Below are 21641 nucleotides of genomic sequence, written 5' to 3'. Positions count from 1 at the left end.
ACTTATCCGGTCTGAGATGCCCCATGTCGTCTGGGGATGCGGCAGCCTGACACCGACGGTGCTGGCGGCTTCTCTTTGCGGCACTCGCCCGGTCACGTCCCTGACGCGCCGGGAAAAAAGCGAATGAGATGGCACAACAAACCGCTGTCCAACACCGGAGGAAGACCCACCCATGACACTGAAATCCCTACTCCTTGGCGCGACCGCCGCCACCAGCCTCGCCTCTGTCGCGATGGCAGAGCGCGGCGCGGATGGCCATGTCAATCTGATCTATTGGCAAGCGCCCTCGATCATGAATCCCTATCTCTCGGGCGGCACCAAAGAGGTCGAGGCCGCCAGCCTCGTGATCGAACCCTTGGGCCGCTACAACACCAAGGGCGAGATGATCCCCTATCTGGCCGAAGAAATTCCAACCGTCGAAAATGGCGGCGTGTCCGAGGATCTCACCTCCATCACATGGAAGATCAAGCCGGGCATCCTGTGGTCGGACGGCACGCCCTTTACCGCCACGGACGTGAAATTCACCGCCGAATACTGCATGCACCCCGAGGGCGGCTGCGCCCAGCTTGGTAAATACGAAGGCGTGGAGTCGGTCGAGGTCATCGACGACCTGACGGTCAAGGTCAACTTCTCACAGCCCACCCCGGTGCCCTACGGCCCGTTTATGGGCGGTCAGGCCCCGATCATTCAAGCCGCGCAATTTGCCGAATGCCTTGGCCCCAAGGCCCCGGAATGCACCGATGCGAATTTCTCGCCCATCGGCACCGGCCCGTTCAAGGTGGACGAATTCCGGCCCAATGACGTGATCTCGCTCTCGGCCAACCCGAATTACCGCGACCCGGCCAAGCCGCGTTTTGCGACCATGACCTTCAAGGGCGGCGGCGATGCCACGGCGGCAGGGCGCGCGGTGCTGGAAACCGGCGAATTCGACTATGCGTGGAACCTGCAACTCGCCCCCGACGTGATCGCCAATATGGAGGCGGCAGGCAAGGGCGTGGCCATGTCGGCCTTTGGCACGCTGGTCGAGCGGATCGAGATGAACATGACCGACCCCTCGCCCGACCTGCCCGAGGGCGAGCGCGCCACCGCCAAGCACCCGCACCCGATCCTGACCGACATGCGCGTGCGTCAGGCGCTCTCAATGGCAATTGACCGCGAATTGCTGGTCGAAGTGGGCTATGGCAAAGCAGGCCGCGCCACCTGCAATCTGGTGCCCGCACCGGAAATCTTTGCCTCCGACAACACCGACTGCTTGGTGCAGGATATCGAAGGCGCCAAGGCGCTCTTGGAAGAGGCAGGCTGGACCGTGGGCGCCGGTGGCATCCGCGAAAAGGACGGCAAGAAACTGTCGCTGCTCTATCAGACCTCGACCAATGCCGTGCGTCAGGATTTTCAGGCCCTGATCAAACAGTGGTGGTCGGAAATCGGTGTCGAAACCGAATTGCGCAATATCTCGGCCTCTGTGTTCTTCGGCAGCGATCCGGGCAGCCCCGACACCTTCCCGAAATTCTACTCCGATGTGGAAATGTACGCCAACAACTTTGATGGCACCGATCCGCAGTCCTATCTGGCGGGCTACACCTGCAACAAGGCACCGCGCCCCGAAACCCAGTGGCAAGGCGAGAATATCAACCGCTTCTGCGACCCGGCCTATGACGAGTTGATCAAGGAACTGGGCCGCACCGCAGAACTGGAAAAGCGCGCGGAAATCGCCAAAACCCTCAACGACATGCTGACCAAGGACAGCTACACCATCGTGCCTCTTGTGGACCGTGGCCGCGTCTCGGCCCGCTCCAACACGCTGGGCGGGGTCGAGTTGAACACTTGGGACACCGAGCTTTGGAACGCTGCGGACTGGTTCCGGATCAAGTGATCTGATCCGAAACGGCTGCCCCGGATCAACTCCGGGGCGGCACCTTGCTTGCCCGACAACGATAAGAACGACCGCATAAGGCGCCGCGCATGCTGACCTATACGATCCGACGGCTTGTCCTCGCGATCCCGACGCTGCTGTTTATCAGCCTCGTGATCTTTCTCCTGCTCGAACTCGCCCCCGGCGACCCGATGGCACAGGTGCCGCTGACCGTGCCGCCCGAGGTCAAGGAAAAGATGCGTCTGGCGCTGGGGCTGGGCGAACCCACCCATATCCGCTTTGTCAAATGGATGTGGCAATTCTTCGTGGTCGAGCCGATGATGTTCATCGACTGGCTGTTTGGCACGGCCTTGGCCGAAGGCCAGCAGCGCGTCCTCAGCTGGCAATTCCGCTCGCCGGTGATGGATGTGGTCGTGCAGCGCATGCCGCAAACCCTCTGGGTGGTGGCCATGTCCTATGTGGTGGGTATCCTCATTGCCCTGCCCATCGGCATCTATTCCGCCTACCGCCAATATTCCGTGTTCGATCAGACCGGCACCTTCATCACCATGGTCGGCTATTCGGTGCCGCCTTTTTTCTCCGGCGTGCTGGTAATCGTGATCTTTTCGGTGCAACTGGGCTGGCTGCCCTCGATCTATGACACCACGCTGGTGGTGGTCGACTGGCAGACGTTCAAACTGCAATTGATGCAGATGGTCATGCCGGTGATGGTGCTGGCGCTGCAAACAACCGCACAGATCAGCCGCTTCATGCGCGCCTCGATGCTCGACAATCTCAATCAGGACTACGTGCGCACCGCCCGCGCCAAGGGGCTTTCGGAATGGACAGTGGTCATGGCGCATGTGCTGCGCAATTCGATGATCCCGGTGATCACGGTCATCGCCCTCGGCGTGCCGTCGATCTTTGGCGGCGCGATCATCACCGAACAGATATTCAAGGTGAACGGCCTCGGCCAACTCCTGATCACCGCCATTCAGGCGAATGACCTGCCGATGGTGCAGACCGTGACCTTCATCATCGCGGTGCTGATCGTGTTCTTCAACATCATCGCCGATGTGCTCTACGGCGTGCTCGACCCGAGGATACGTTATGACTGAGACCCCCAAACCCATCGCGGCCCTCGCCGATACTGGCCCCACCGCCCCGCCGCGCAGCCAATGGCGCGATGTCTGGGACCAGTTCAAGAGCCACCGGGGCGCCCTCGCCGGTGGGGTTATCCTTGTGCTTATCATCGTTGCCGTGTTCATCGGACCCCATGTCTGGCCCTATGACGCCACCTTCATCGACATCCGCGCCCGCAATCAGGGGCCAAGCTGGGCGCATCCCTTTGGCACCGATCAATTGGGCCGCGACACGCTGGCGCGGATGATGGCGGGCGGGCAGACCTCGATTGCGGTGGGTCTGACGGCGATGTTGCTGGCCTTGGTACTCGGCTCACTTGTGGGCGTACTCGCGGGCTTCTTCCGCCGTCTCGACGGGCCGCTCATGCGCCTCACCGACCTCTTCCTGTCGCTGCCGCTTCTGCCGCTATTGCTCGTGATGGTGCTCTTGTTCCGCGAGGCGCTCAACGGCACCTTTGGTCCCGAGCGGGGCATTTTCATCCTGATCGTGGTGGCCATCGGCGTGACAAGCTGGATGCCCACCGCCCGCATCGTGCGCGGCGATGTGCTGGCGCTGAAAGAGCGGGAATTCATCCTCGCCGCCCGCTCTATCGGCACCACCAATTTCGGCCTCATCACCCGGCATATCCTGCCCAATGTGATGTCGCCGATCATGGTCTCGGCCACGCTCGGCATCGCCAATGCGATCATTACTGAAAGCGCGCTCAGCTTTCTGGGCCTCGGCTTCCCCCCCGATTTCCCGACCTGGGGGCGGCTCTTGAACGACGCCACACAGTATCTACAGGACTACCCCGAGCGCGTGTTCTGGCCCGGCCTGGGGATCTCGCTCACGGTGCTGTCGATCAACTACATGGGCGATGGCCTGCGCGACGCGCTGGACCCGAGAATACGGGGGCGGTGATGGGGGAGAGCAGACTTGGGGCTCGCCTGACATGGACATTTCGTTGCACGGTCACCGTGCCGCGTGATCTCCAGACCGCGGTTTGGCGATGAAACGGCGGCAACTGCCACTTTATGCCAGCCAAGTCAGTGTAACCTCGAAGCGCTGCGCTTCGCTGCAAAATCGCCAGACCGGGGGGCGGTCTGGCGATCGCGCGGCACCTTCGGTGCTATTCGCGCGAATGGCCCCATCCCCATGCGCCTTCCCTCAAGAGGACTTCCCGTAAATCCGCCCCTTGGTTTTCTTAGCCAGATCCGCCGCAGCCAATTGCACCTCCATCGCAGGTGCCTTGATCGCCGCCGCGCCAAAGATGGTGGGCCGCGCACCCGAACTTCCGGTCACATCCATGCCGCGCCCAACCTGCGCGCCAGTATCCGTGCGTCGCAGAATCGTCTTGGCGGTGATGGAACTGGCCCCGCTGCCCATCAGGATGGCGGCGGCCCCGTTGGTGATAAAGACATTGAGCACGGTCACTTCGGCCGTCACCGGCACCGTTCCGCCGGGATTGGCCGCAGGCAGCGTCCGCAGCATCGCGGCCTTGACCTCTGCCAGAATTGCGTCGTTGGGATGGTCAAAGGTCCGACCTGATTGCGTGATATGGTCGACGAATTTCACATCGACATCCACGATCCGAACATCGGCCATTGCAACGGTGCCATCAGGTACAGGGGCCGTTGCAGGGGCCTTGGACGAAGGGGCGCTGCCCTCCGTGGTTGTCTGACAGCCTGCCACAAGACCGGCAAACGAGACCCCCAGAAACACTCTACGATTTATCATGGGATAGACCTTTCAACCTACATACCTACCAATTCCGACAGGCTAAACTGCCTATTCCGCTGATTTCAAAAGAATACAAGGGGGCTCAGCGCAAATCTTCGGTAGCGTGCAAAATGGCGTCGGCAGAGTTGGACAAGACGTCAAAGCCCCAGCCCCCCTCAGTTATTCCCGCGCTCCGCCTCGATCTCGCGCCAGCGGGCGACGTTGCGGTTGTGCTCATCCAAGGTCTCGGCAAACGCATGGCCACCAGAGCCATCGGCCACAAAGAACACGTAGTCCGTGCTATCCGGGTTTACCGCCGCCTCGATGCTGGCGCGGCCCGGATTGGCGATGGGCGTCGGCGGCAGCCCCTCGATCACATAGGTGTTCCAAGGCGTCGCGCCGCGCAATTCGCTCTGCCGCAAACCCCGGCCCAAGACGCCCCTCCCCTCGGTCACACCATAGATCACCGTCGGGTCGGTCTGAAGCCGCATGCCACGACTGAGCCGGTTGACAAAAACGCTAGCCACCTGCCGCCGCTCATCCGCCACGCCGGTTTCCTTTTCGATGATCGAGGCCAGAATCAGCGCCTCTTGCGCCGACTCGAGCGGCAGCCCCTCGGCCCGCCCCTGCCAGGCCTCTTCCAGAATGACCGCCTGCGCCTCGCTCATCCGCGCCAAAACGCTCTCGCGGGTATCGTCCGTGCTCACCTCATAGCTGTCGGGGGCCAGCGTGCCCTCGGGCGGCACCTCGGCCACCTCGCCGGTCAGCACATCAACGGCCTTCAACGCCTCGACCACCTGCCAGCTTGTGACCCCCTCGGCCAGGGCCACACGGTAGCGCGTATCGGCCTGCTCGCGCACACGGGTGAATTCCTCCGGGATCTCGCCCTCGGCGGCAGGATCGAACTTGGCGCGTTCCTCATACCGGCCCGTGGCCGCATCCAATTCGCGCACCACCACCTCGGAACTGGTCACGCCCAAGCGGTACACCACCTCGGTGCCACAGGTGCTGGCCCCGCCGCGTGTGATCAGATCCGTGATCTCGGCCATGCTCGCCGCTTCAGGGATAAGCCAGCTTCCGGCCTTGAGCAGCCCGGTCTTGTCCCCATATTCCGCGCCGATGCGGAAAATCGCGCCGCTGCTGACCGCGCCCTCGGTTTCCAGCTTCGACGACACCCGGCGCATGTTGCTGCCGGGATCAACCCGCAGACAGATCGCATCTGACAAGGGACCGCGCGCCGAATATTGCTGTTGCCCCCAGAGGATCACGCCCCCGAGCAGAAACACCGCCACCACCAGCAGCGTCAGAAAGTTTGAAACGATGTGTCGCCACATCAGCGCGGTTTCCCAACAATCAGCGCCGCATTGGTGCCGCCAAAGCCAAAGCTGTTGGAGAGCGCCACGTCAATCTTGCGCTCACGCTTGACATTGGGGGCCAGATCAAGCGGGGTCTCCACTGCCGGATTGTCCAGATTGATCGTCGGCGGGGCCACCTGATCGCGGATCGCCAGAATGCAGAAAATCGCCTCGACAGCACCTGCCGCCCCAAGAAGATGCCCGACCGAGGATTTCGTCGAGCTCATCGTCACATTGGCCGCCGCATTGCCCAAGAGCCGCTCAACCGCCTTCAATTCGATGGTATCGGCCATGGTCGATGTGCCATGCGCGTTGACATAATCAATATCCGACGCGGTCAGCCCTGCGCGATTGAGCGCCGCCTGCATCGCGCGGAACCCGCCATCACCCGTCTCGGACGGGGCGGTGATGTGGTAGGCATCCCCCGAGAGACCATAGCCCAGAATTTCGGCATAGATTTTTGCGCCCCGCGCCTTGGCATGCTCGTATTCCTCAAGCACCACCACGCCCGCGCCCTCGCCCATGACAAACCCGTCACGGTCCACGTCATAGGGGCGGCTTGCGCCCTGTGGATCATCGGCGCGTTTCGTCGACAGCGCCTTGCAGGCGTTGAACCCGGCAATCCCGATCTCGCAGATCGAGGCTTCGGCCCCCCCCGCCACCATCACATCGGCGTCGCCCCACTGAATGAGCCGCGCGGCATCGCCAATCGCATGCGCGCCCGTGGCGCAGGCGGTCACGACCGAATGGTTCGGTCCTTTGAAACCATAGCGAATACTCACCTGCCCCGAGATCAGGTTGATCAGCGCGCCGGGAATAAAGAACGGCGACACCCGCCGCACGCCTTTTTCGCGGATGATGCCCGCCGTTTCCTCGATCGAGCGCAACCCGCCGATGCCCGATCCCAGCATGACACCGGTGCGCTCGCGCGCGGCCTCATCCTCGGGCATCCAGCCCGAATCCTCGACCGCCTGCTGTGCTGCGGCAATGCCGTAGAGGATGAAATCATCGACCTTGCGGCGCTCTTTCGGCTCCATGTATTTATCGGCATGAAAGGTGCCATCGGTGCCATCACCCAAGGGAATCTGGCAGGCGTATTTCGTCACCACATTGACCGGGTCAAATCGGATGATCGTCCCCGCCCCGGATTGACCCGCCAAAAGACGACTCCAAGTCAGTTCGACCCCATCGGCCAGCGGGGTCACCAGACCCATACCTGTGACAACGACACGCCGCATGATGCTGCCTCTCCCTTGGTTGTGCTTTTGCTGCTCTTACCCCGGCTTTACCCCAAGGAGCAAGAGCATCACACCGTCACGCGCATGGCCTTGCCGGTCAAGGGGGCAAAACAGGCTGCGGTGACTTGGATGTTATGGTCAGCAGCGGCCAAGCCTTCGCGCAGAGCGGTGCCAATGACCTCTGTCACAGCCCCGATTGCGCCACGTCCTGAAACAGCACCGGCACACGACAGGACTTCGGCGGAGCCTCTCCGATCATCAACAGATCCGACGCCTCGATGTGCCCCGCAAACCATGCAGCAAGCGCCACCGGATCATCCGTCGCCACCCCCGGCCCATCCACGGCGTCAAGCACGATCTTTGAGGGGGCCCAAACGCTGATCTGCCCGTGTTTCATCGACCAATCCAGCTCGGTGCGGGTCGCCACCACGACGCAGCGCTCATCGCGCCCCGCCAGCACCCAGGCATTCTGCTCCATCGCCAAGAGATCCACGCGACGTTGCGTCATCCGGTGCCCGGTCTGTGGCGCGGGTTGATCGGCGCGTCCGACGCAGAGGATCACCGGCTCTGCCCGCGCCTCAAGCTGGTCAAGCCAGCGGCCAAGATTGGGCGAGCCGATCGCGGTATTGGTCAGGAACACCACATGCGGATGCGGCGTGGTGGCGGCATGCGGCGTGATCGGCTTGGTCTTGAGATCATTGACCGAGCGCACGATCTCGACACCCAACGCCCCCGGTCCCCGGTCCAGTTTCTCGATCCGCACAAAGGTGCGCACCGCCTGTGGTTCCCACAGGATGCGCTCGGCGATACGTTCGGCGAGGGTTTCCAGCAGGTTCAGCCGCTCCTCCGCCAGTTCGGCGGCAATCGCCTCTGTTACCTTGTCATAGCTCAGGATGCGGTCCACATCATCCTCGATGGCATCGGTCAGCGGGCGCACCTCGACCACGACATTAAAGCAAAGACGCTGCGTCGTGCCACGCTCGGCCTGAAAGGCACCGATCTCGACCGCGACCACATGGTCGCGCACCGAAATGCGATCCAGTGGCCCATCGGGCGAGGTGGCGCGCGCGCGGGCCGACGGATGCTCAAAAGCGAGGCGGATTTCTTGGGTCATGGCATGGTTCCTGCGTAACTTGGGCAAGGGGATAGCATGCGGACCAAAGCCCTTGAAAGGGCGAATGCGACAGTCGGGGAACGCCGCGCGGCAGCCGCAACGCAAAAGGCCCCGGATATGTCCGGGGCCTTTGCCGTATCATGTCGTCCCGTTCAGTGCGCGGGCTGCTTGTCCCAGTCTTCACGCTTGGGGAGCGTCTCAAACGTATGCTCCGGCGGCGGCGATGGCAGGGTCCATTCCAGCGTGTCCGCATATTCGTTCCACGGATTCGGCCGCGTCTCACGGGCGCCGCGCAGCAGCGTGTAGACCACCAGACCTATGAAGAACACGAAGGAGGCAAAGGACAGGAATGCTCCAATCGACGACCACCAGTTCCAGACCGCAAAGGCCTCGGGATAGTCGATGTAGCGACGCGGCATGCCCTGACGACCCAAGAAGTGCTGCGGGAAGAACGTCAGGTTCGCACCGATGAACATCGCCCAAAAGTGCAGCTTTCCGGCCCACTCCGGCAACATGCGCCCGGTCATCTTGGGGAAGTAAAAGTAAATCCCCGCAAAGATGGCAAACACCGCGCCAAGGCTCATCACATAGTGGAAATGCGCCACGACATAATAGGTGTCGTGATAGGCGCGGTCGATCGCGGCCTGGCTGAGCACGATGCCGGTGACGCCGCCCACGGTGAACAGAAAGAGGAATCCAAACGCCCAGAGCATCGGCGTCTTGAACTCGATCGAGCCGCCCCACATGGTCGCAATCCAAGAGAACACCTTGACGCCTGTCGGCACCGCGATGACCATCGTGGCCAGCATGAAATAGCTCTGCTGGGTCAGCGACATGCCCACCGTATACATGTGGTGCGCCCAGACGACAAAGCCCAGAACCCCAATCGCGATCAACGCCCAGACCATCGGCAGATAGCCAAAGATCGGCTTGCGCGAGAAGGTGGCGATCACATGGCTGATGATGCCGAAACCGGGCAGGATGATGATATACACTTCCGGGTGGCCAAAGAACCACAGGATGTGCTGATAGAGGATCGGATCGCCGCCGCCCGAGGGATCAAAGAAGGTGGTCCCAAAATTGCGGTCGGTCAGAAGCATGGTGATCGCCCCCGCCAGAACCGGCAGGCTGAGCAGGATCAGCCAGGCTGTGACAAAGATCGACCACGAAAACAGCGGCACCTTGAACAGCGTCATGCCCGGCGCGCGCATGTTGAGGAAGGTGGTGATCATGTTGATCGCACCCAGAATCGAGCTTGCACCCGACACGTGGACCGCGAAAATCGCCAGATCCATCGACATGCCGGCCTCATTGGTCGAGAGCGGCGGATAGAGCACCCAGCCCACACCCGAGCCCAGCTGACCATTGCCACCCGGTGCCAAGAGCGACGCCACACCCAGCGAGGTGCCCGCGACATAGAGCCAGAACGACAGGTTGTTCATGCGCGGAAACGCCATATCCGGCGCGCCGATCTGCAACGGCATGAAATAGTTGCCAAACCCTCCAAAGAGCGCCGGGATGACGACAAAGAACATCATCAAAACGCCGTGATAGGTGATCATCACGTTCCAGAGGTGGCCGTTGGGCGTACAGTCCGCGACATCAGAGGCGATGAACCGCGCGCCTTCCATGCACATATACTGAACGCCCGGTTCCATCAGTTCCATCCGCATGTAAACGGTGAACATGACCGAGATCAGGCCGACGAAAGCCGAGACGATCAGATAGAGGATACCGATATCCTTGTGGTTCGTGGACATGAACCACCGGGTGAAAAACCCGCGCTGATCTTCGTGTTCGTGGCCGTGAATGGCTGCATCTGCCATTGTTTGCCTCCTGCTGGTGTTAGTGCCGCAGCATGCAGAACGATTGAGTCCCACCTGCCCGTGATCTGTTTGGGTTTTAGAATGTCCGGTGGGGCGCGGCAATGCGCGAAATTGATGCAGATCAAAGAATTTTGTCGCACCCCCTTGCGGGAAGGGGTGGTGATAACGGGGGGATTTGGGGGGGTGGTCATCCTCGGGCCTGACCCGAGGACCTCCAGCCACACACACCCACACCCCGTCATCCTCGGGCCTGACCCGAGGACCTCCCACCGCACCCACACCCGTCATCCTCGGGCTCGACCCGAGGACCTCCCGCCTCCAGAGATCCTCGGGTCGAGCCCGAGGATGACAGAACCAAAGCGCCGCCCCTCACCCCTCCGGCTTGGGAGGGGGCGTATAGGCGTCGGGGCTGGCGAGCCATTTGCGTTAATCAGCAGAAAAAAAATGAAATTGGATAGTCGGGTCTCAGGAACCGGTCGGGCAGAAAACTCGAAAGCCATTTGGTAAGCTAAAAAATCTCCAAATCAGGGGCGCGACAATCGCCATTCTCGCAGCGTACTTTCATATTCTATATCGCTTAGAATTACCTTCGGCCAAGTGCTAGGCCACATAGGATTTTCTGGTCCCGACCCATCGGGAAGTTTTACAGTTCCATCACCGAAACATAGATCGAGTGTGCAACGACTGACGATGCTTTCGGTTAAATGGCAATTGCGGAACGCAAGACCCTTCTCATTCTTGGAACCGTGATGAAACTGCTCAGGCCAAACATGCTCGAAAAAACCGTTAAACCCATCAAAGAGGCATCCTCGCATGCTGGCGTCATTAAAATCCGCTCCAATACCCCAATTCCGTTTCTTTGACGGATTCCCACTAAACAAAAAAGAAGCATTCAAAAGTTGAGCTCCGGCGAAGCATGCGTACCGACCGTTCTCGCTCTTGAAAAGACTATCTTCGTTGTCGGTCTCAGTGAATTCGAACTTTGCACCATCAAGAATTGCATCTGAAAAATCCGCGCCAAGGTTGGCACGTTCGAATTGCGCGCCTGTAGCGCTCGCCTCAATAAAACTGGTCTCAAGTAGATTTGCGCTTTTAAAACTTGCTTGCTTCAACATCGCGCCGTCAAACCAACTGCCACGCAGTCGAGCGTCATCAAAATTCATGCCACTTAAATCCATCTTGCGCAGATTGGTTCCGTGAAGATCCAAACGATAGTGCCCATCAAATGTGACGTGTGCCTTCTCGACCTCGCGCTGTTCGTTTGATCGGCGTCCGATGACTCTCAAAACCATCGCGATATCTTCTCTCGGCTTTGCCATGTCATCGACCCACTTGCGATGATTTTTGTTATCTGGCTTAGTAAGCCCGCTAGACGGTTGTGCCGTCGAATTCTCTTTCACGTATGCACATAAAATCTCCATCACCCGCACATGGTCGCGCCCCTTGTCATAGCGCGTGCTGTCCTGCGCGATGCGTTCCAGCGACAGGATCGCGCCGATGCGGACCTCGATATTGGGGACAGTTTCAGTGAATACTTGCCAATCACCTACGTTGCCGATCTCTTCACTTTTGACGAGAGCAATCTCCTCACCTTGCCACTGAATAACTGTTTTCTCGCTTGGCCAAGTGTGTATATCATAGAGGCGGCCCTCCCAAACCTCGTCGGCTTCCTCATTGTAACGTTGCGACCACTCGCTCCCCATCAGCCGTGACCTTGGTTCTTCTAGGTATTTATCCCTTGATTCTGACCCAACTGACATTTGTGAGGGTGTGCCCGTCCAAATGGTCGCGGGTCGGCCAATGCGATCAACGCTCTTTTCCGCCCCCAACTGTTCCACCGCCTTGGTGATCCGGTCCGTGATATGGCCCTCTTTTTGATAGCGCACAGTCTGGTGTTTCAGGACCGTGCTCCAGATCAGGAAAGGGGCACCCAAGAGCGCGGCAATCAGGGCGCCCGCTCCCAGATTTATCGACGCGCCTTCACCGTTCATAGCCTGATCAACAGTATGCCAGAGCACCACAAATGCCGTGATTAATGATCCGGCGAAGAGGACCGGAACGGCTACCGCTAATAGGGTGCCGACAAGACGTCCAAATGACCTAGACCCCAGCCAATTGGGCGCGTTTGTGAGGCCCATCCAGTCAAGCAAATCCTGTGGCGGCTCTTTGTTTTTCATGGGGCACCTTTTAACCACGCGCCCCGCGACCTTGGCGGGATCGAAGGCGTGGGGCAAGGGGGAGGTTTGCGGGCGCGTGTGGGGCAAGAGGTCTTCGGGTCAAGCCCGAGGATGACAACACCACAAATCCCCCTCACCCCCGCGCCGCGAAAACCCCCGTCACCCGCGCCAACTCCGCCTCCAACCCATAGGGCGCATTGACCACGAAGAGCCCCGAGCCCACCATCCGATGCCCTGCCCGCACCGGCGCAAATCGGACCTCGTGGCGCAGCGCCTCCGGAAAGGCCGCGCCGAGGTGGGTGAGCATCCCCTCATGCGCCCCGCTGGTCAGGATCGGATACCAAAGCATCAGAATACCCACATTCCATTTGCGGGCGATCTGGGTCAGGTGCCGGGGAATGCTCTCATATTCGGTCTTCACCTCATAGCTCGGATCAACCAGCAAGAGACCGCGCCGGGGCGTCGGCGGGCAGATCTCCTGCGCCATCTCGAACCCGTCCTGCTGGCGGATCTTCACGTCATAGCCCGCCAGATTGCGACGCAGATGGGCATTCTCGCCGGGATGCAACTCCGCCAGATGCAGGCTGTCCATCGCCCGCAGGCTCTGTGCCGCAATCAGGGGCGAGCCGGGATAGGCCTGCGCGCCCAGCGCCAATCGGGTCTCCTTCAAACGCAGGAGGTAAGGATGCGCCACAGCAAATCCCGCCTCCAGCCGCCCGATGCCCTGCGCCGCCTCGCCGGTTTTCAGCGCCGCCGCATCGCCCAGATCATAGAGCCCCCGCCCGGCATGGGTCTCGATATAGCTGAGCGGCTTGTCCTTCTGCGTGAGATAGTCAAGCACCCACGCCAAGCCTGCGTGCTTGTGAACATCCGCCGGATTGCCCGCGTGATAATGGTGCTGATAACTGAGCATGCGGGCTGGTAGCAGGTGCGGCGGGGTTGGGGAAGAGGGACAGATGTGTCACGGCACAACGCCCGCCCATCCGACACCCTCACGCGTCCTCGAGACCGTCCATCGCCCGTCCAACACTGAACCCGTGCAGGATGGTGGAAATCAGGATCACCAGAGCGATAAGAGACCACAATTGCGCCTCATTGGCGAAATCCACATGACCCGCCGCGTAGCAGAGATAGTAGATCGAGCCGATGCCACGCACCCCGTAGACCGACACCACCGCCCGGCTCCGACGGTCGAGATCCGATCCCCAGAGCGCCACCCAGCCCGCCAGCGGGCGGATCACCAGAATGAGCAGCGCCGCCATGCCCACATCAACCCACCTCAGGTCCACGAACAGCAGCGGCATCACGCTGCCCAGCGCAATGAGCAGCACGGCGGTCAGCGCATGCTCGATGGAGTCCGAGAAATCGTGCAGCCGCCGATGGAAATGGTGCTCCGTCTCGATGCGCCGCAGGGTCAGCCCCATGACCGCAACGGCAATGAAACCATACCCCTCGATCAATTCGGTCGACCCGTAACAGAGCAGAACCCCCGCCAGCGCAATGATCCCCGAGCCGGTTTCCGCAAGCGCGGCATCCTTGGGCACCGAGAACAGGATATAGCCCAAGGCCCGCCCCCCGAGCCAACCCATCGCAACCCCCAGAACGATCCGATAGACGACATCGCGCAGCAGCCACTCCAGAGCCCAGGCTCCCGGGTTCACCCCTTCGACCGCCACGATCAAACCGAGATACACAAACGGAAACGCCAGACCGTCATTGAGACCGGCCTCCGTGGTCAGGGTAAAGCGCACCGGATGCTCGCCACCCTCTTGCGGCGGTCCCACCTGCACATCGGCGGCAAGCACCGGATCGGTCGGTGCTAGCACCGCCCCCAGCAGGATCGCCCCGGCGAGCGTAAGCCCGGCCAAACCAACCCCGAGGAGAGCGATGGCCAGTATGGTCAGCGGCATTGCGATGGCAAGCATGCGCACCGTCGGCATCCAGCGCCTCCAAGGACGCAAGCCGTCGATGCGCATGCCGGTGCCGAACAAGGCCACGATTACGGTCAGTTCACTCACCAACTCCCACGGCAGCGGCGCCTGACGCGGGTCCGGCACTGTCGGCAGCCCGGGGATCACGAGCGTCGCCGCCGCGCCGAACAGGATCATCAGCGGCGCGGACGCCGGTTCGCGGTTCGAGACCAGCCGCGGCAGCCACCGCGCGGCGATCACGGTCAGGCCGATCACAGCCAGCGCGATGTGATAGGAATTCAGCGCAAAAAGGGGTTCGTCCTGCATGTCTCGCGTCGATCCTCACTAGTGATACCGCATCTCCTATAGGGAAATGCCCGCAACGGCCAGTTGACGCATGCCAAGGGATCGCACCAAACCGCTCAACGCTTGCGGCGCTCCGCGCCCTAGGATACTCGAGGGCAACCAAGCATTTCATCTCAAAGGTGCCCTGCCCATGCGTCTGAGCCGTTATTTTCTGCCTGTTCTCAAGGAAACCCCCTCGGAGGCGCAGATTGCCTCGCATCGGCTGATGCTGCGGGCGGGGATGATCAAGCAGGCGAGCGCCGGGATCTATTCCTGGCTGCCCTTGGGCTTCAAGATCCTGCGCAAGCTGGAAAACATCGTGCACGAAGAACAGGTGCGCGCCGGGCATATTCCGGTGCTGATGCCGACGCTGCAATCGGCGGACCTCTGGCGCGAGTCCGGGCGCTATGACGATTACGGCGCGGAAATGCTGCGGATCAAGGACCGGCACGACCGCGACATGCTCTATGGTCCCACCAACGAGGAATTGATCACCGATATTTTCCGCGCCCATGTCGGCAGCTACAAAGACCTGCCGCTGACGCTCTACCATATCCAGTGGAAATTCCGTGACGAGGTCCGGCCGCGCTTTGGCGTCATGCGCGGCCGCGAATTCCTGATGAAGGACGGCTACAATTTCGACCTGACCAAGGACGACGCGCTGCATGCCTATAACCGCCACATGGTCAGCTATCTGCGCACCTATGAGCGGATGGGGCTTCAGGCCATTCCGATGCGGGCGGATAGCGGCCCGATCGGCGGCGATGACACGCATGAATTCCTCGTGCTGGCCGATACCGGCGAGTCGGAGGTGTTCTATGATAGTGCCATCACCGATCTGACGCTTGGCGACCGGGTGGTGGACTATGCCAGCCGCGCCGAATGCGCGGCCATCGTCACCGAATGGACCACGCCCTATGCGCGCACCGACGAGACCCATGATGCGGCGCTCTATGACGCCATCCCCGAGGCGCGACGCCGCGCCAGCCGGGGCATCGAGGTGGGGCAGATTTTCTACTTCGGCACCAAATATTCCGAGCCGATGGGCGCCAATGTGCAAGGGCCGGATGGCAAATCCGTGCCGGTCCATATGGGCAGCCATGGCATCGGCGTCAGCCGTCTGGTGGGCGCTATCATCGAGGCCAACCATGACGACAAGGGCATCATCTGGCCCGAAGGCGTCACGCCCTTCCATGCCGGGATCGTCAATCTCAAGCAGGGCGATGCCGAGGCGGACGCCGCCTGCGAAGCGATTTACGCCTCTTTGACAGCCCTCGGGATGGAGCCGCTCTATGATGACCGCGACGAGCGGGCGGGCGGCAAGTTTGCCACGATGGACCTGATCGGCCTGCCGTGGCGGATCACGGTGGGGCCGCGCGGCCTCAAGAATGGTGTCGTCGAATTGACCAGCCGCCGCACGGGGATAAGCGAAGAACTGCCGCCCGAGGAGGCGGTGGCGAAGCTGGTGCAGATCTATGCGGGGCATGTGCTCCGGCCGAGCCTGTGAGGGTGTAAAGGGGGGTGAGCCGCGCGGAATCAAGGCGCGGAACGCGCCGCCGCGCGATCGCTGGGCCGTCCCGCGGCCTAGCGATTTCGAGAGGGCGCGCATCACTGAGGGGTTACACGGACTCGGCAGGCATAAAGTGGCAGTCACGTCCGTTGCTTCGCTAGTCCCCGGCCCAGCGACCGCGCCGCTCATCGCTCGGGGCGGAGGTTACCCCCTCCCTTGACGCCCCCACCCGAAACCCCCACTCTCCGCCCAACCCAAGACCAAGGAACCGCAATGGCACGCACGCCCCCTCCCTTTGCCGCCTTCGAATGGATGATCGCCTGGCGCTACCTGCGCGCCAAGCGCGCCGAGGGCGGCGTCAGCGTCATGACCTGGATCAGCCTGATCGGCATCACGCTTGCGGTCTTTGCCCTCATCGCCACGCTCGCCGTGCGCTCGGGCTTTCGCGCGGAATTTGTCGATACGATCCTCGGGGCAAATGCGCATGTGACGGTCTACAACTCCGGCTCGGTCGATGCCTCGGGCCGGGTGGATCGCAGCCTTGAGGATTATGCCGCCATGGCCGACCGGGTGCGCGCCGTCCCCGGCGTCACGCGCGTCGCGCCCCTGGTCAAGGGTCAGGTCATGGCCAATGCCAGCGACCGCAACGCCGGTGTGCAGGTCTATGGCATCACGCCCGAGGATCTGCAAACCATCCCCCGCGTCGCCGATCCCGAAACCTCCCAAGGTGACATCGCGCGCTTTTCCCAAGGCATCGCCATAGGCTCCGGTGTGGCGCAGGAATTGGGCATCACACTGGGCGACCGGATCAAGCTCATCTCCCCCAACGGGGTCAAGACGCCCCTCGGCACCAGCCCCCGCGTCAACGCCTATGAGGTGGTCTATATCTTTTCCGCCGGGCGCTACGACATTGACCGGGTCCGCGCCTATCTCCCCTTCGAAGAGGCACAGAGTTTCTTCAACCGCGATGGCCGCGCCGATGAGCTGGAGGTGATGGTGGAAGACCCCGAAACCGTGGACAGCCTGACCCTGCCGCTCTTGCAGGCGGCGGGCGAGCGCGCAATGCTCTGGACGTGGCAAGACGCCAGCGGCTCGTTCCTGCGCGCGCTCGAGGTCGAGGATAACGTGATGTTCGTGATCCTGTCGATCCTCGTGCTGATCGCCGCGATGAACATCACCTCCGGCCTCATCATGCTGGTCAAGAACAAGGGCCGCGACATCGGCATCCTGCGCACCATGGGCCTGACCGAGGGGTCTGTTCTGCGGGTGTTCTTCATCTGCGGCGCCTTCACCGGCATGATCGGCACGGCGATGGGCGTGATCCTCGGCTGCCTCTTTGCGCTCTATATCGACCCGATCTTCAGCTTTGTGAACATGGCGATGGGCGGTCAGGTCTGGGACCCCTCCATTCGCGGCATTTACCGCCTGCCCGCGCAACTGAGGTCCGAGGATGTGCTCTCAGCCGTGATGCTGTCGCTGGGCCTCAGCTTTGTGGTCACGATCTTTCCGGCGCGGCGCGCGGCCCGGATGAACCCGGTGGAGGCGCTGCGCTATGAGTGACGCAATGCTGCGCCTCATGGGCGTCGAGAAAATCTACAATCGCGGCCTCAGCTCTGAAGTGCGGGTGTTGAACGGCGTCGACCTGACCCTCGCACGCGGCGAGATGGTGGCGCTGGTCGCCCCCTCCGGCGCGGGCAAATCGACGCTTCTGCATATCGCGGGGCTGCTCGATACGCCGGACGCAGGCCGGGTCGAGATCGGGGCTGAGGACATGACCGGCCTCAACGACAGGCGGCGCACGGCGGTGCGGCGGCAAGAGGTGGGCTTTGTCTATCAGTTCCACCATCTTTTGCCCGAGTTCAGCGCGCTGGAAAACGTCGTGTTGCCGCAACTGGCCAATGGCGTTGCCCGCCGCACCGCAGAGGCGCGCGCGCAAGAGCTGCTGGAACAGGTGGGCGTTGGGCCGCGCGCCGGGCACCGGCCCTCGGCCATGTCGGGGGGCGAGCAACAGCGCGTGGCCTTTTGCCGGGCGCTGGCCAATTCCCCCCGTGTGCTCTTGGCGGATGAACCCACCGGCAACCTTGATCCCGGCACGTCGGATCAGGTGTTCGAGGCGCTCACAGGGTTGGTGCGCGGCACCGGTCTCTCGGCCCTCATTGCCACCCATAACCTTGATCTGGCCGCCCGGATGGACCGCATCTTGCGATTGGATCAGGGACAGGTCGTGCCGGGCTGATGTGGATCAAGGCGCGTGCCCCGAAAATCGGGCACCATCCAGAAACACGATCAGCAGCAAGGAGACCACGTATGCGGGCGACATTCTGCACATTGACCCTCGTCACCCTCAGCCTGATGCACCCCGCACAGGCGCAGGACACCCGCGCGGGCGAGCAAACCTTTGAGCGCTATTGCGCCGCCTGTCACGGGCTGGACGCCACCGGAATGGGACCGATGCAAGTGGTCCTCTCGGTGCAGCCGACAGACCTGACCATGTTGCAGGCCAAGAACAACGGACAGTTCCCCGTCGAACGGGTGGTGCGTCGGATCGACGGGCGTGACCCGCTGGTCTCGCATGGCAGCCCGATGCCGATCTACGGCAGTTTCTTCGAGGATCGCGATATCGGGCTCATGACCGAACGCGGACAAACCATCCTGACCAGCCAACCGGTTGTCGATCTGGTGACCTATCTGCAAGGGCTGCAAAAATCCTGAGCAGTTGACGCAGGCCAGCGCAGGGCTATCTCTACATGAAACGGAGGTGCGCGATGCGGTATTTGATCCTGTCTCTGGCTCTGGCCCTTGGTCTGGCCGCTCCCCTACGCGCCGATGAGGGCGCACAGGCCGTCATTTCCGCCCAGATCGAGGCATTTCTGGCACAGGACGTGGCGCGCGCCTATGGCTACGCCACCCCCTTTATCCAGCAGAAATTCGGCACCCCGGAACAGTTCGGCGCGATGGTGCGCGATGGCTATCCGATGGTGTGGAAACCGTCCGATGTCATCTTTCTCGACGCCAAGGACATCGCCGGCAAACTCTGGCAGAGCGTGAGCCTGCGGGACGCGACCGGCGCGGGCTGGATCGTTGAATACGAGATGGTCGAAACCCCGGATGGCTGGCGCATCAATGGCGTGCGGGTCACGCCTGCGCCTGACGCCACCGCCTGAGCCTGCATCCGCCCCACCACAGGCCCAATCTCCGGCCCCATCACAGGCCCAAGCTCTGGCCCCATCACAGGCCCCCATCGCCGACCCAATCTCTGGCCCCATACCGGGCCCGATCTCCGGCCCCATCCTCGGTCCCATCCCAGGCCTTGACCCCACGACTGCACCCGCTTACCTCACCGGTTCAACGCTCCGCGTCGTTCCGAGGTCGCTCATGCCCTATTACCGCCCGATCCCCCGCACCGATCCTGCCCGCCCAACCGGCGCCTTGACCCTTGCGGGCGGCTGGTGCTGGTTCGATACGGTCGAGGTGTTGGACCGAGGCGCGCCCTCCTCTCTGATGCCCGCCTCGGACCTGCCAGCCGACGCGTTGCATCACCTCACCACCCCGCGCGCGCCCATCGCCTCGCTCGACATGGCCACGCCCCAGATCATGGGTATCCTCAATGTCACCCCGGACAGCTTTTCCGATGGCGGTCGGCATTTCGATCCCGAGATCGCGCTCGCCCATGCCCGGCAGATGGCGGCTGATGGGGCCAGCATTCTTGACGTGGGCGGTGAATCCACCCGCCCCGGCGCGGCCCCGGTGCCCATCGAGGACGAAATCGCCCGCACCGCCCCGGTGATCGCGGCCCTGCGCGCGGGCCTCACCACCCCCATTTCCATCGACACCCGCAAGACGCCAGTGGCCAGTGCCGCCCATGCCGCAGGGGCCAATCTGATCAACGATGTGGCGGGCTTTACCTATGATGCCGCCCTCGCCCCCTTTGCCGCCACCCACGCCCTGCCCGTTTGCGTGATGCACGCTCAGGGCACGCCCGAAACCATGCAGGCCGACCCACGCTATGACACCGTGCTGCTCGATGTCTACGACTGGCTCGCAGCCCGGATCGAGGCGCTCATCGCCTTGGGCATCCCCCGCACCCAGATCATCACCGACCCCGGCATCGGCTTTGGCAAGACCGTGGCGCATAATCTGACCCTCCTGCAAAACCTCTCGCTCTTTCACAGCCTCGGCTGCCCCATCCTGCTTGGTGCGTCGCGCAAACGCTTTATTGGCGACATCAGCAGAACCCCGGTCGCCGCCGACCGCGTCCCCGGTTCAATCGCCGTCGCCTTGGGAGGTCTTGCGCAGGGCGTTCAGATCCTGCGCGTACATGACGTGGCCGCAACCCGCGCGGCGTTCGATCTCTGGCGTGCAACACTCTCTGCTCCTCGATTTTGAGCTTGTCTGAATCAGACCTTCTCTTGACACTTACCCAAGGATAATCCGGGAATAGTTACCAAAACCTTACATTTTTGGACGATGGACGCGGTTGCGTACATTTCGCGCCCGAAAATGTACCGCCTGTACGCATCACCCCCGGCCAAACACCCGCCGCAGAGCGCCCCATTGGCTCATCCCGACGCCGATCAAGATCAACGTCATCGCCGCCAGCAAACTCGGCGGCAGCGCCTCGGACAAGACCAAAGCGCCAAGGATCACCGACCAGACCGGCACCATGTAATTGACAAGACTAAAGAAACTCGGCCCTGCCTCGCGATTGACCTGCACCAACAACAGTTGTGCCACCCCTGTGGGCAGGATACCAAGATAGAGGAGGGCCAATAAACTCTTCATATTCAACGCCGTAGGCCAGCCCTCGACCACCATCGCCACCGGCACGATAATCCCCGCAGCCAGCATCAGAACCAAGGCGGACAGGGACAAACGGTCCACTTCCGGCGACAACCGCGTCGCAATCGAGCCGATCGCATAGCCGCCCGCAGCACCTAGGCAGGCCAATCTTGCCAAGGATTCCAGATCCTTACCGGTCGATGTGAAAGCATCCGGCCCGATCAGAACCACGACGCCCACGGTCCCAAGGACGAACCCCACCAACCGGCGCAAACTCATCCGCTCTCCCGGCACCAGAAAATGCACCAAGGGCAAGATCAAGAGCGGCACCGCCGCCATGCAGACCCCGGCAAACCCCGAGGCCACGGATTGTTGTGCCCAAGACAAAAGGATGAAAGGAAAAACGTTTGAAAACAACGCCATGATCAGGGCAAATCGCCAAATTCTCTGACCATCTCCCTGACGTAAAGGTGGCAGTTTCCGCCCCTTGATCCGGAGCAGGCACAGCAGAAACCCCGCCCCCAACACGATCCGCACCGCCGCCAAAAAGAACGGCCCCACCCCGGTCAACGCGACCGAGACAAACATGAAGGACGCCCCCCAGATCATGCCCAACGCACCAATCCTCAACCAGTTGAGTGCTGAAATCTCTTGCATGGGCATCCCCTCAGACACAAAAGGGCACCCACAAGGG

General features: G+C 61.9%; 18 protein-coding genes. 9 read left to right on the top strand and 9 right to left on the bottom strand.

Annotated features, from left to right (window positions below):
• Positions 1-172 precede the first annotated feature (172 nt).
• The 3 genes from VR71_RS24290 (at position 173) to VR71_RS24280 (ending at position 3895) form a co-directional block, all read left to right on the top strand.
• Positions 173-1873: a peptide ABC transporter substrate-binding protein gene (locus VR71_RS24290; protein ID WP_045686850.1), complete on the top strand. Its 1701-nt coding sequence runs from the start codon at positions 173-175 to the stop codon at positions 1871-1873.
• An 89-nt stretch (positions 1874-1962) separates the two neighbouring features.
• Complete coding sequence (locus VR71_RS24285; protein ID WP_045686849.1) at positions 1963-2970, top strand: ABC transporter permease; 1008 nt, start codon at positions 1963-1965, stop codon at positions 2968-2970.
• Complete coding sequence (locus VR71_RS24280) at positions 2963-3895, top strand: ABC transporter permease (protein WP_009817856.1); 933 nt, start codon at positions 2963-2965, stop codon at positions 3893-3895. The genes VR71_RS24285 and VR71_RS24280 overlap by 8 nt, the downstream gene beginning before the upstream one ends.
• 246 nt (positions 3896-4141) lie before the next feature.
• On the opposite strand, the gene VR71_RS24275 is transcribed toward VR71_RS24280, so the two are convergent.
• The 8 genes from VR71_RS24275 to VR71_RS24240 form a co-directional block, all read right to left on the bottom strand.
• Positions 4142-4711, bottom strand: a complete 570-nt coding sequence (locus tag VR71_RS24275) for a hypothetical protein (RefSeq protein WP_296430872.1) — start codon at positions 4709-4711, stop codon at positions 4142-4144.
• A 158-nt stretch (positions 4712-4869) separates the two neighbouring features.
• A complete protein-coding gene (gene mltG, locus VR71_RS24270; protein WP_045686847.1) occupies positions 4870-6027 on the bottom strand; it encodes an endolytic transglycosylase MltG in 1158 nt (385 codons plus the stop codon).
• Entirely contained in the window at positions 6027-7286 is a 1260-nt protein-coding gene (fabF, locus tag VR71_RS24265; RefSeq protein ID WP_045686846.1) for a beta-ketoacyl-ACP synthase II, read from the bottom strand. The genes mltG and fabF overlap by 1 nt, the downstream gene beginning before the upstream one ends.
• Before the next feature lie 184 nt (positions 7287-7470).
• Entirely contained in the window at positions 7471-8400 is a 930-nt protein-coding gene (locus tag VR71_RS24260; RefSeq protein ID WP_045686845.1) for a dihydroneopterin aldolase, read from the bottom strand.
• Between the two features lie 152 nt (positions 8401-8552).
• Complete coding sequence (gene ctaD, locus VR71_RS24255) at positions 8553-10226, bottom strand: cytochrome c oxidase subunit I (RefSeq protein ID WP_009817850.1); 1674 nt, start codon at positions 10224-10226, stop codon at positions 8553-8555.
• Positions 10227-10750: 524 nt separating this feature from the next.
• Positions 10751-12403 carry a pentapeptide repeat-containing protein gene (locus VR71_RS24250; protein ID WP_296430870.1) on the bottom strand — a complete coding sequence of 551 codons (1653 nt, stop codon included), beginning with the start codon at positions 12401-12403 and terminating at the stop codon, positions 10751-10753.
• 133 nt (positions 12404-12536) lie between these two features.
• Complete coding sequence (rlmJ, locus tag VR71_RS24245; protein ID WP_045686843.1) at positions 12537-13316, bottom strand: 23S rRNA (adenine(2030)-N(6))-methyltransferase RlmJ; 780 nt, start codon at positions 13314-13316, stop codon at positions 12537-12539.
• 79 nt (positions 13317-13395) lie between these two features.
• Positions 13396-14640 carry a cation:proton antiporter gene (locus VR71_RS24240; RefSeq protein ID WP_045686842.1) on the bottom strand — a complete coding sequence of 415 codons (1245 nt, stop codon included), beginning with the start codon at positions 14638-14640 and terminating at the stop codon, positions 13396-13398.
• Positions 14641-14809: 169 nt separating this feature from the next.
• Here VR71_RS24240 and proS point away from each other — a divergent pair, with 169 nt between their 5' ends.
• The 6 genes from proS (at position 14810) to folP (ending at position 20554) form a co-directional block, all read left to right on the top strand.
• Positions 14810-16165, top strand: coding sequence for a proline--tRNA ligase (gene proS, locus VR71_RS24235; protein ID WP_045686841.1), 1356 nt, complete (start codon positions 14810-14812; stop codon positions 16163-16165).
• A gap of 276 nt (positions 16166-16441) precedes the next feature.
• A complete protein-coding gene (locus VR71_RS24230) occupies positions 16442-17728 on the top strand; it encodes a lipoprotein-releasing ABC transporter permease subunit (RefSeq protein ID WP_009817845.1) in 1287 nt (428 codons plus the stop codon).
• Positions 17721-18404 (top strand): ABC transporter ATP-binding protein, encoded by a 684-nt coding sequence (locus tag VR71_RS24225; protein WP_045686840.1) that lies wholly within the window; start codon positions 17721-17723, stop codon positions 18402-18404. Before VR71_RS24230 ends, VR71_RS24225 begins: the two co-directional genes overlap by 8 nt.
• A gap of 71 nt (positions 18405-18475) precedes the next feature.
• Entirely contained in the window at positions 18476-18880 is a 405-nt protein-coding gene (locus VR71_RS24220) for a cytochrome c (RefSeq protein WP_009817842.1), read from the top strand.
• A gap of 53 nt (positions 18881-18933) precedes the next feature.
• Positions 18934-19332: a DUF4864 domain-containing protein gene (locus VR71_RS24215; protein WP_045686839.1), complete on the top strand. Its 399-nt coding sequence runs from the start codon at positions 18934-18936 to the stop codon at positions 19330-19332.
• Positions 19333-19543: 211 nt separating this feature from the next.
• Positions 19544-20554: a dihydropteroate synthase gene (gene folP, locus VR71_RS24210; protein WP_045686838.1), complete on the top strand. Its 1011-nt coding sequence runs from the start codon at positions 19544-19546 to the stop codon at positions 20552-20554.
• A 132-nt stretch (positions 20555-20686) separates the two neighbouring features.
• Here the strand turns inward: folP and VR71_RS24205 are convergent, their stop codons facing one another.
• Complete coding sequence (locus VR71_RS24205) at positions 20687-21604, bottom strand: DMT family transporter (RefSeq protein ID WP_045686837.1); 918 nt, start codon at positions 21602-21604, stop codon at positions 20687-20689.
• Positions 21605-21641 lie beyond the last annotated feature (37 nt).

This window comes from Roseovarius sp. BRH_c41 (assembly GCF_000961715.1).
Taxonomy (GTDB): domain Bacteria; phylum Pseudomonadota; class Alphaproteobacteria; order Rhodobacterales; family Rhodobacteraceae; genus Roseovarius.
The sequence above is the reverse complement of the archived record's forward strand: the minus strand, read 5'-3'. Positions and strand labels throughout refer to the sequence as shown.

What these genes read in the sequence shown, in the direction of transcription:
- VR71_RS24290 (WP_045686850.1), top strand. Translation starts at nt 173, where the DNA reads ATGACACTGAAATCCCTACTCCTTGGCGCGACCGCCGCCACCAGCCTC.
- VR71_RS24285 (WP_045686849.1), top strand. Translation starts at nt 1,963, where the DNA reads ATGCTGACCTATACGATCCGACGGCTTGTCCTCGCGATCCCGACGCTG.
- VR71_RS24280 (WP_009817856.1), top strand. Translation starts at nt 2,963, where the DNA reads ATGACTGAGACCCCCAAACCCATCGCGGCCCTCGCCGATACTGGCCCC.
- VR71_RS24275 (WP_296430872.1), bottom strand. Translation starts at nt 4,711, where the DNA reads ATGATAAATCGTAGAGTGTTTCTGGGGGTCTCGTTTGCCGGTCTTGTG.
- mltG (WP_045686847.1), bottom strand. Translation starts at nt 6,027, where the DNA reads ATGTGGCGACACATCGTTTCAAACTTTCTGACGCTGCTGGTGGTGGCG.
- fabF (WP_045686846.1), bottom strand. Translation starts at nt 7,286, where the DNA reads ATGCGGCGTGTCGTTGTCACAGGTATGGGTCTGGTGACCCCGCTGGCC.
- VR71_RS24260 (WP_045686845.1), bottom strand. Translation starts at nt 8,400, where the DNA reads ATGACCCAAGAAATCCGCCTCGCTTTTGAGCATCCGTCGGCCCGCGCG.
- ctaD (WP_009817850.1), bottom strand. Translation starts at nt 10,226, where the DNA reads ATGGCAGATGCAGCCATTCACGGCCACGAACACGAAGATCAGCGCGGG.
- VR71_RS24250 (WP_296430870.1), bottom strand. Translation starts at nt 12,403, where the DNA reads ATGAAAAACAAAGAGCCGCCACAGGATTTGCTTGACTGGATGGGCCTC.
- rlmJ (WP_045686843.1), bottom strand. Translation starts at nt 13,316, where the DNA reads ATGCTCAGTTATCAGCACCATTATCACGCGGGCAATCCGGCGGATGTT.
- VR71_RS24240 (WP_045686842.1), bottom strand. Translation starts at nt 14,640, where the DNA reads ATGCAGGACGAACCCCTTTTTGCGCTGAATTCCTATCACATCGCGCTG.
- proS (WP_045686841.1), top strand. Translation starts at nt 14,810, where the DNA reads ATGCGTCTGAGCCGTTATTTTCTGCCTGTTCTCAAGGAAACCCCCTCG.
- VR71_RS24230 (WP_009817845.1), top strand. Translation starts at nt 16,442, where the DNA reads ATGGCACGCACGCCCCCTCCCTTTGCCGCCTTCGAATGGATGATCGCC.
- VR71_RS24225 (WP_045686840.1), top strand. Translation starts at nt 17,721, where the DNA reads ATGAGTGACGCAATGCTGCGCCTCATGGGCGTCGAGAAAATCTACAAT.
- VR71_RS24220 (WP_009817842.1), top strand. Translation starts at nt 18,476, where the DNA reads ATGCGGGCGACATTCTGCACATTGACCCTCGTCACCCTCAGCCTGATG.
- VR71_RS24215 (WP_045686839.1), top strand. Translation starts at nt 18,934, where the DNA reads ATGCGGTATTTGATCCTGTCTCTGGCTCTGGCCCTTGGTCTGGCCGCT.
- folP (WP_045686838.1), top strand. Translation starts at nt 19,544, where the DNA reads ATGCCCTATTACCGCCCGATCCCCCGCACCGATCCTGCCCGCCCAACC.
- VR71_RS24205 (WP_045686837.1), bottom strand. Translation starts at nt 21,604, where the DNA reads ATGCAAGAGATTTCAGCACTCAACTGGTTGAGGATTGGTGCGTTGGGC.